This window comes from Collinsella sp. CLA-ER-H6 (genome assembly GCF_040092305.1).
Lineage (GTDB): Bacteria > Actinomycetota > Coriobacteriia > Coriobacteriales > Coriobacteriaceae > Collinsella.
Genome location: NZ_JBBNLS010000006.1, coordinates 121,066 through 130,468, shown reverse-complemented (window position 1 = coordinate 130,468; position 9,403 = coordinate 121,066). Strand labels below are relative to the sequence as shown.

General features: G+C 62.4%; 7 protein-coding genes. 4 read left to right on the top strand and 3 right to left on the bottom strand.

All coding sequences use genetic code 11. The features are described from left to right. Positions 1 to 227: 227 nt before the first annotated feature. Entirely contained in the window at positions 228 to 1,991 is a 1,764-nt protein-coding gene (thrS, locus tag AAAX77_RS04205) for a threonine--tRNA ligase (RefSeq protein ID WP_217107825.1), read from the bottom strand. Positions 1,992 to 2,199: 208 nt separating this feature from the next. Beyond that, positions 2,200 to 2,631 carry a zinc ribbon domain-containing protein gene (locus tag AAAX77_RS04200; protein WP_349104905.1) on the bottom strand — a complete coding sequence of 144 codons (432 nt, stop codon included), beginning with the start codon at positions 2,629 to 2,631 and terminating at the stop codon, positions 2,200 to 2,202. Positions 2,632 to 3,037: 406 nt separating this feature from the next. Between AAAX77_RS04200 and AAAX77_RS04195 the strand changes: the two genes are divergently transcribed. From AAAX77_RS04195 to AAAX77_RS04180, 4 genes are all read left to right on the top strand, one after another. Then, positions 3,038 to 4,492: an NAD(P)/FAD-dependent oxidoreductase gene (locus AAAX77_RS04195; protein ID WP_349104904.1), complete on the top strand. Its 1,455-nt coding sequence runs from the start codon at positions 3,038 to 3,040 to the stop codon at positions 4,490 to 4,492. 16 nt (positions 4,493 to 4,508) lie between these two features. Continuing rightward, entirely contained in the window at positions 4,509 to 5,867 is a 1,359-nt protein-coding gene (locus tag AAAX77_RS04190) for an FAD-dependent oxidoreductase (RefSeq protein ID WP_349104906.1), read from the top strand. Positions 5,868 to 5,870: 3 nt separating this feature from the next. After that, positions 5,871 to 6,269: a DUF1667 domain-containing protein gene (locus AAAX77_RS04185; RefSeq protein WP_349104903.1), complete on the top strand. Its 399-nt coding sequence runs from the start codon at positions 5,871 to 5,873 to the stop codon at positions 6,267 to 6,269. Positions 6,270 to 6,508: 239 nt separating this feature from the next. After that, positions 6,509 to 7,597 (top strand): aminopeptidase P family protein, encoded by a 1,089-nt coding sequence (locus AAAX77_RS04180; RefSeq protein ID WP_349104902.1) that lies wholly within the window; start codon positions 6,509 to 6,511, stop codon positions 7,595 to 7,597. A gap of 351 nt (positions 7,598 to 7,948) precedes the next feature. Here AAAX77_RS04180 and AAAX77_RS04175 read toward each other — a convergent pair whose 3' ends face one another. Then, complete coding sequence (locus AAAX77_RS04175; RefSeq protein WP_349104901.1) at positions 7,949 to 9,292, bottom strand: Mur ligase family protein; 1,344 nt, start codon at positions 9,290 to 9,292, stop codon at positions 7,949 to 7,951. Positions 9,293 to 9,403 lie beyond the last annotated feature (111 nt).

Below are 9,403 nucleotides of genomic sequence, written 5' to 3'. Positions count from 1 at the left end.
ATTCTTGACGGCCTGAACAATCGTCAATATCGGTCGGAGGGGTGGCTTTGTAAAGCCGTTTGTCTCCACCCGCGTAGCGGGTGGTTTAAAGCTGGCCGCTGCGCGGCCAGCGGACTAAAGTCTTGAACAAAAAAAGCCGCTCAACCAGCGGCTTTTCTTATTTCGGCATGAAAAAGGCGACCGCCCTTTGTGGACGGTCGCCTTTTTTAATTGTTGTGAAGTTTGCCTTAGGCGCGAGTCCTGATCTCCTCGAGCACCTTGGCAACAAACTCGTCAACGCTCATCTGAACGGTCTCGTTGGAGCGATCGCGGACGGAAATGTTGCCGGCCTCGACCTCCTTCTCGCCCAGGATGAGCATGTAGGGCACGCGGTCGATGCTGCGGGCCTCACGAATCTTGTAGCCGATCTTCTCGTCGCGGTCGTCGCAGACCACGCGGATGCCGGCCTCCTCCAGCTTGGCGCACACCTCGTGAGCGTAGTCGCGGCTCTTCTCGGAAACCGGAAGTGCCTTGACCTGCACGGGAGCCAGCCAGGTGGGGAACTTGCCCGCAAAGTGCTCAATCAGAATACCGATGAAGCGCTCGATGGAGCCAAAGCATACGCGATGCAGCATGATGGGGCGCTTCTTGGTGCCGTCGGCGTCCACGTACTCCAGATCAAAGTTGAGCGGCATCTGGAAGTCGAGCTGCACGGTACCGCACTGCCAGGTACGACCGAGCGAATCCTCCAGGTGGAAGTCGATCTTGGGGCCGTAGAAGGCGCCGTCGCCCTCGTTGACCTCGTAGTCCATGTGCAGCTGCTCAAGAGCGGTGCGAAGGCCCTCCTCGGCGCGCGCCCAGTCCTCGTCGGAACCCATAGAGTCCTCGGGGCGGGTGGAAAGCTCAACGTGGTACTTAAATCCAAACTTCTGGTACACGGAGTCGATGAGGTTGACCACACCCACGATCTCGTCGGTCAGCTGGTCGGGACGCACAAACAGGTGGGCATCGTCCTGGTTAAAGCAGCGAACGCGGAACAGGCCGTGCAGGGCGCCGCGCAGCTCGTGGCGGTGCACCAGGCCAATCTCGCCGGCGCGGATGGGCAGCTCGCGGTAAGAGTGCGGCTTGGAGGCGTACACCAGCACGCCGCCCGGGCAGTTCATGGGCTTAATGCAGTACTCTTCGTCGTCGATGACGGTGGAGTACATGTTGTCCTTGTAGTGGTCCCAGTGGCCCGAGGTCTTCCACAGCTGCTTGTTCATGATGAGCGGCGTGGAGATCTCCACGTAGCCGGCCTTGTGGTGGATCTCGCGCCAGTAGTCCAGCAGCGTGTTCTTAAGAATCATGCCATTGGGCAGGAAGAACGGGAAGCCGGGGGCCTCGTCGCGCATCATAAAGAGGTCCATCTCGCGGCCGATCTTGCGGTGATCGCGCTTCTTGGCCTCCTCCAGCATGTGCATGTGCTCGTCGAGCTCTTCCTTAGTGGCAAAGGCGACGCCGTTGATGCGGGTGAGCATCTTGTTGTCCTTGTCGCCCTTCCAGTAGGCGCCCGAGACGCCGGTGAGCTTAAAGGCCTTCAGCGCCTTGGTGTAGCAGATGTGGGGGCCGACGCACATGTCGATGTAGTCGCCCTGCTGGTAGAAGGTGATGCGGGCGTCGTCGTCCAGGTCACCGATGTGCTCGACCTTGTACTTCTCGCCGCGCTCCTCCATAAGGGCGATGGCCTCGGCACGGGGCTTCTCGTACACGGAGAACTTAAGGTTCTCCTTGACGATCTTCTTCATCTCGGCCTCGATCGCGGGGAAGTCGTCCTCGCTGATCTTGACGCCCTCGGGCAGGTCGACGTCGTAGTAGAAGCCGTTGTCGGTCGCGGGGCCATAGGCAAAGTCGGCCTCGGGGTACAGGCGCTTGATGGCCTGCGCCATGATGTGCGCGGCGGAGTGACGGATGACGTGCGTGACCTCGTCCTGCGGGAGCTCGGCCACCGAACCGTCATTGTAGAGTGCCTTCATGGGTATGTTTTCTCCTCTCGGATGCCTGATGCAAGTGCGTGCGATGCGCTCGGCGTTTTTGACTTGCATCATTATAGGCAGGTTGCCTTGGTATACAAGCGCCCGCCGCACCTTAATGGCACGGCGGGCGATTTTCTACGCATGCTTCATCGTGTGGGGGCGGGGCGCAGGGTGCGCGTGGCTTACGGCCGGCCCGGCGATGGATGCGTTACTGGATGCGAGTTCGGCAGTAGGGGCAGACCTTCCAGTGCGCATCGAGCGGGCGATGGCAGCTGGGGCAGACGTTGCGAACCTGGGTATCGCACACCGGGCAGACGACGAAGTCCTTCTCGATGGGCGCGCCGCACTGCGGGCAGGTGCCGTACTGGGCAAGCTGGCGCTCGCGCAGGGCCATGTCCAGCTCCTGCTCCTCGCGGTCGGACGCGTAGGAGTGCGGGCGCAGGACCAGGTAGGCGATAAGGCCCACAAACGGGATGAGGGCGATGATGCCCCAAGCCACGTAGGCGCTGGCGCCGCGGCGGCGAGCGTCGATGAACACATAGACGACCGACAGCACATACAGGGCGATGATAAAGCCAACAAAGGCATAGACGACGCCCATAAGCTGCGGCGACATGAGCTCGGACATGTACTTGGACATTACGGGTACCTTTCGGAATATTAACAGTTCGGTCAAGTTTACCACGGGGTTTGTTTATATGGGACCACGGCTAGGGGCGGGGCTGGCGCGGACACAAACATCTCAATCTGTAACAGTTAGGAGCGGAATCCGGGTCTAGATGTTACAGATCGAGACAAACGGAGGGCCCGCCAGACTAACGTCTCGATCTGTAACATCTGGAACCCAAATCCTCGTCTAACTGTTACAGATCGAGACGAACGGTTGCCGTAGTTATCGGCAGACGAGGTTGTCGACGTTGCTGGGTCTCCCCTCGTCTGCCGTTGGCGGGTGTTGCGGGGCTGTTCGCCGCATTGCCGCCGCGCTGGGGGCACGCAGACCGTAGGATGGTCTTATTGACAGCCTGTCAACTCGTCCGGGAGGCACTGTGGCAGAAACGTTTGATATCGCGATTGTGGGCGCGGGCATCACGGGATGCGCCATCGCGCGGCAGCTCGCACGCTATGACCTGTCCATCTGCGTGGTCGAGGCGGCCAACGACATCGCCCTGGGCGCATCGAAGGCAAATGGCGGCCTGGCGCACGCCGGCTACGATCCGGCGTCGGGAACCGTAAAGGCACAGGTCAACGCCCGTGGCTGCGAGTTGTACGGCACGTGGGCTCAGGAGCTAGGCTTTCTGTTCTGCCGCACCGGGTCGATGGTGCTGGGCTTTAACGACGAGGACCGCGCGCACTTGGAAAAGCTGCGGCGCAACGGCCTTGCCAACGGCGTGCCCGAGCTGTCAATCGTCGGACCCGACCGCATCCGCGAGCTGGAGCCGCGCGCGAGTGCCGATGCAACGTGCGCGTTATGGTGCCCCTCGACTGGGTTTGTCGACCCGTTTGAGGTTGCCATCGCCGCGCTGGAGAACGCCGTGGCCAACGGGGTGACGTTTATGCGGTCCGCGTCGGTGGAAGCAATTGAAGTCGCGGGCTCGGGCGACGACGCGCACTTTACGCTGGCGACCCCCGCTGGCAACGTGCGCTGCCGCTACCTGATCAACGCCGCGGGCAGCGGCGCGGCCGACATCTCGCATATGGCGGGCGCCGAGGAGTTCCAGATGGTCTGGCGCCAGGGCAACATCGTGGTGCTTGACAAAGAGCCGCGCACGCTCATGCCGCTCTACCCCGTTCCGACGCCAGTGTCGAAGGGCGTTATCGTCACGGGCACCGTGCACGGCAACACCGTGATCACCGCCACGGCTGCCGTGCGCGAGCCGGGCGACACGCAGACCTATGCGAGCGATGTGAACGCGCTGCTGACCGGCGCGCGCAAGCTGGTGCCCGATCTGGATACGCGCCGCGTGGTGCGCGCATTTGCCGGCGGGCGTCCGGTCATTCAGGGAACGAACGACTTCTTTATTGGGCAGTCGGCCGTGGTGCCGGAGCTGTTCCAAGCGTCAGGCATTCAGTCGCCGGGTGTGGCGAGCGCGCCGGCCATTGCCGAGCGTATGGAACAGGTGTTGCGCGATGCCGGCGTGCCCCTGCGCGAACGGGACGATTGGGACCCGATTCGCCGCGCGCCGGATGACTTTGACCGCGCACCGCTGGCGCGCAAGGAGGAGCTGATCGAGTCCGATCCCGCGTGGGGCCAGATTATCTGCCGCTGCGAGACGGTGCCCGAGGCCGAAATCGTGGCCGCGATCCGACGCCAGCCGGGCGCGGTTTCGGTCGAAGGCGTCAAGCGCCGCTGCCGGGCCGGCATGGGTCGGTGCCAGAGTGGCTTTTGCCAGAGCCGCGTGGTGGCGATCATCGCGCGCGAGCTGGGCTGCGACCCCAGCGAGGTGCTGTTGGAGGATACCGGATCTTGGTTGGTTGAGGGACCGCTAAAGGGGGTGCGCTAGGATGGCAACGTTTGATATGCGCGACGGACGCGCGGAGGCCGGAGCTGTAGCGTCGGTGTCGACGCAGGCCTTCGACGTTGTCGTCATCGGAGGCGGCCCCGCCGGCATGGCGGCCGCGCTGGCCGCGCATAAGGCCGGCGCGCGCGTGGCCATCGTGGAGCGCGAGCAGCACCTGGGCGGCATCCTCCGTCAGTGCATCCACCCCGGCTTTGGCCTGTCGCACTTTAAACAGGAGCTCACCGGTCCCGAGTACGCACAGCGCTTTATCGACCAGGTGCACGCAACCGACATTGTGCTGTTCCTGAATAGCATGGTGATTGGGATTGATTCAGGCGAGTGCGCGTCGGGTGCAGACGAGAGCGCAGAAGATGGCGTCACCCATACCGTCACGCTCATGAGCCCTGCCGGCATGCTGCAGCTCACCGTGCGCGCGGTCGTCCTTGCCATGGGCTGCCGTGAGCGCACCCGCAGCGAGATCAAGATCCCCGGCAGCCGACCCGCCGGCGTGTTTACGGCCGGCCTAGCGCAGCGATACATCAATATCGAGAACCTCAAACCCGGCTCGCGCGCCGTCATTTTGGGCTCGGGCGATATCGGGCTGATCATGGCGCGCCGCTGCACGCTCGAGGGGATTTCCGTCGAGGGCGTATACGAGCTCATGCCGTACGCCAACGGACTGCGCCGCAATGTGAAGAACTGCCTGGACGACTTTGGAATTCCGCTGCACCTGTCCACCACCGTCACACGCGTGATCGGGCACGACCGCGTGGAGGCCGTCGAGGTAAGCCAGGTCGACGAGCGCTTGGCGCCCATTCCGGGGACCGAGCGCATTGTTCCGTGTGACACACTGCTGCTTTCGGTGGGTCTGATTCCCGAGAACGAGCTTTCGGTGGGCGCGGGCGTTGAGCTTGACCCACATACGCGCGGCGCCGTGGTGGACCAGAGCCTGCAGACGGGCGTACCGGGCATCTTTGCCTGTGGCAACGTGCTGCACGTGCACGACCTGGCCGACAACGTAACGACCGAGTCCGAGAGGGCTGGCGCAGCTGCAGCGGCGTACGCGCTGGGGACCGGCGCGGGCACCGTTCCGGACTGGGAGCTCACTGTCTCCCCTGCCGGCATCGCTGGCTACGCGCTGCCGGGACGCATTACGACTGTGACACTCACCAGACTCAACTTCCGCGTGCGCCGACACGTCGACGCCGCCCGCGTACGAATCCTAGCCGACGGCAAGGAGCTGTTCGCCGGCAAGGTCCGAGCGTTTAAGCCGAGCGTTATGGAAAGCTTCCCGCTGCCGGCAAAGATGATTCAGCGCACACTCGACCTGGGTGCCAGCGAGATTGTCCTATCCGTCGACCCCGTCGAGGAGGCATAAACTATGAGCGATAACGTGATCGAAACGCTCAAGTTCAACTGCACCATCTGCCCATCCGAGTGCCTCCTGACCGTGGAGGTGGAGCGTGACGCAGACGGCGCCGTGGCAGAGGTGCGCTCCGTGACCGGCAACAGATGCCCGCGCGGTGATAAGTTCGCACATCAGGAGCTCACCTGCCCCATGCGCGTGCTCACCACAACCGTGGCCGTATCTGGCGGCGACGAGGCGCTGCTACCCGTGCGCACGGCCGAAGCCATCCCGCTAGAACTCCATGCCCAAGCCATGGCCCTCATCCGAGGCCTGGTCGTCAACGCCCCCATCCGCATGGGCGACGTCGTGCTAGAGAACCTCCTAGACACCAACATCAACCTAATCGCCAGCATGGACATCGACCCAGCCTAAGCAGCTCATTTGGGACGAGGCTCTTTTAGCTACCCCACCATCCACCCGGTCCTCCTCCGCAGTTGCGGTGAAATACGGACTGTTTTATGGCTTCAGGCCGCTAAACAGTCCGTATTTCACCGCAACTTATGAGGGCCGCACGGGATGCAAAGGAATGTCCCGAAGTGCCGGCATAAAAGGAAATTCCCTATCTGCCGGGCATGGGATACCATGGTGGCACCCTAGCGAAAGGACGATGTATGGCACATGTTGATGACCAGCGTGTGGCGCGCGTGCTCGATGCACTCGAGGCTCAGCACCCCGGCGCGCAGCTGCTCGTAAACGACCCATGGTCGATCTATTACCTGACCGGCTTTTATGCCGATATGTTCGAGCGTTTTTGCGGTGTGCTGCTCGCACGCGGAAACGAGCCCGTGATCTTGGTCAACGCACTGCATCAGCTACCCGAGTATGACAATGCCCGCGTTGCCTACCACACCGATACCGACGTCGTGGCCGACGCCATCGCACGCGAGATCGATCCGACCAAACCACTCGGCATCGACACCGTCATGCGCTCCGGCTTTTTGATACCGCTCATGGAGCGACATACTGCGAGCGAGTTTTTCCTGGGTGACTTTGCCGTCACCGCCGCGCGCACCCACAAGGATGCCACCGAGCAGGAGCTCATGCGCGTGTCCTCAGCCGCCAACGACGCCGTGATGGCCGACGCCATCAAGCTCGTTCACGAGGGCGTGACGGAGCGCGAAATCGCCGACCAGATGCTCGGCTTGTATCGCAAGCACGGCTGCGAGGGCTTTAGCTTTCCGCCCATCGTGAGCTTTGGCGCCAACGCCGGCGACCCGCACCACGAACCCGACGATACGGTACTCAAGCGCGGCGACGTGGTGCTGTTCGACATTGGCGGACGCCATCGCAACTACTGTTCGGACATGACGCGCACGTTCTTTTGGGGCGAGCCGGACGAGGAGACGGCGCGCATCTACGACATCGTGCGCCGTGCCAACGAGGCCGCCGAGGCGCTCATCGCACCGGGTGTGCGCATGTGTGAGCTGGACCGCGCCGCGCGCGACGTGATTGAGGATGCGGGCTATGGGCAGTACTTTACGCACCGCCTGGGACACTCGATCGGCCTGCAAGACCACGAGCCGGGCGACGTCTCACTCGTCAACGAGCAGGTCGTGGAGCCGGGCATGACGTTCTCCATCGAGCCGGGCATCTACCTCCCCGGCCGCACCGGCGTCCGCATCGAGGACCTAGCCCTGGTGACCGAGAACGGCGTCGAGATTCTCAACGCCTACCCCCACGATCCGCTCCGCCTAGACTAGCCAATGTGACAAAGGGACAGCCCCTTTGTCACATTGCGATTACGTCGCGCCACGAAAACGGCCTATCTACTACGTTTAACCCGCATGGGTCGACCATGCGGGTCTTTTTTGAAAATCAGCAAGCCGTCTACCTGCGGTTTTGATTTCACGATTTTCCGTGTGGTCGAGGGTAGTCGCCAAAACGTAGTAGATAGCCCCATTTCGTGGCAAGCGAGTCAACTCGGGGCACAGGGCAGCTAAAAAAGCCCCGTCCCAAATAGACTGCTTTTGAGTTGCGGTGATATACGGACTGTTTGGGGCTCCTGGCTTGTAAAACAGTCCGTATTTCACCGCAACTGCTGAGGGGATGGGTTAGCGCAGCAGGCCGGCTACTTCGCCGGCTAGGGTGATGGTGCCGGCTGCTACGAAGGGCTCGCCCGCGGCCTTGAAAGCTGCGAGGGCCTCGGAAACGCTGGGGTATACGCCCGCGAGCTTATCGGCATCAACGAGGACGGCGAGCTCCTCTGCCGGCAGGGCGCGATCGGAATCGGTCTGGGTCACGACCACGCGGGGGAACGCCGGAACCAGAACGTCGACGATGCCCGCCACGTCCTTATCGGCCAGCGCGGCACACAGCAGCGTGGGGCGGTTCTCCACGCACGGATCGATCTCGTCCAGCGCGCTCACAAAGTTCTCGCAGCTCTGAGGGTTATGGCAGGCGTCGATCAGCTTGAGCGAATCGGTCCCCAGCACGTCAAAACGACCCGGCGTGGGGCAGCCCATAAGCGAAGCGTCGAGCGCATCGTGGTCGAGCTCGCGGCCCAGATAGCCCTCGCACAGCATAATCGCGCACGCAGCATTCTGCGGCTGATACGCCGGCTTGACCATGCTCGACGTATAGATCGCACGCGGCGTGGTGCAGCTAAACTCAACCGTATCGCCCACGTGCTCCGGCACCTTAGTCGTGGCGTGGCTTACCACGAGCGGCACGACGCCGCACTCGCGACAACGAGCATCCATCACGCGTTGAACACTCGCCTCATGCGTGCCCTCGCCCAGCACAACCAGACGTCCGGGCTTGATAACCGCCGCCTTCTCACCCGCAATGGCCTCAAGCGTGTCGCCCAGGATGCGCGTGTGATCGAGCCCAATGCCCGTAATGGCAACGGCGACGGGATCGGTCGCACTCGTGGCGTCCCAACGACCGCCCATGCCGACCTCTAGTACGGCAACATCCACCGCGGCCTCGGCAAACACTACAAGTGCGGCAGCCGTCAGCAGGTCAAACGGCGTGATGGTATAAGCGCGCTCCCCCGCCGCCACACGGTGCGCATTCACGCGGCGCCCCGCCTCGACAGCTGCCGAAACGCCACGGGCAAACGCCTCGTCGCTCACAACGCACCCATCGACCTCCATGCGCTCGGGATAGCGCACCAGCTGCGGCGACGTATACAGCGCGGTCTTGAGCCCCTCGCCGCGAAGGATAGCAGCCGAAAAACGCGTGGTCGAAGTCTTGCCATTGGTACCGGCAACCTGAATGCAATCAAAATACTCATCCGGACGCCCCAGCTCATCGAGCATATCGATAACCGTCTCGAGTAGAGGACCAGCATCCCCAGAAATCCGCCCCGTATCAGCAGCAAGCCCCACAGCCTCATCAAACGAAAGCAGCTCAAACGAGAAAGGAACGACATACGACCCAGAACGCTTAGCCATAACCCAAAGTCCCCCATAACAGAAAAAGAGGCTCATCAAAAAGAATGAGCCCCTCGCGTTGACAATTTCAGCCTTTACCCGATTGCAGCAAGATCAAGGCCACAACCCAGT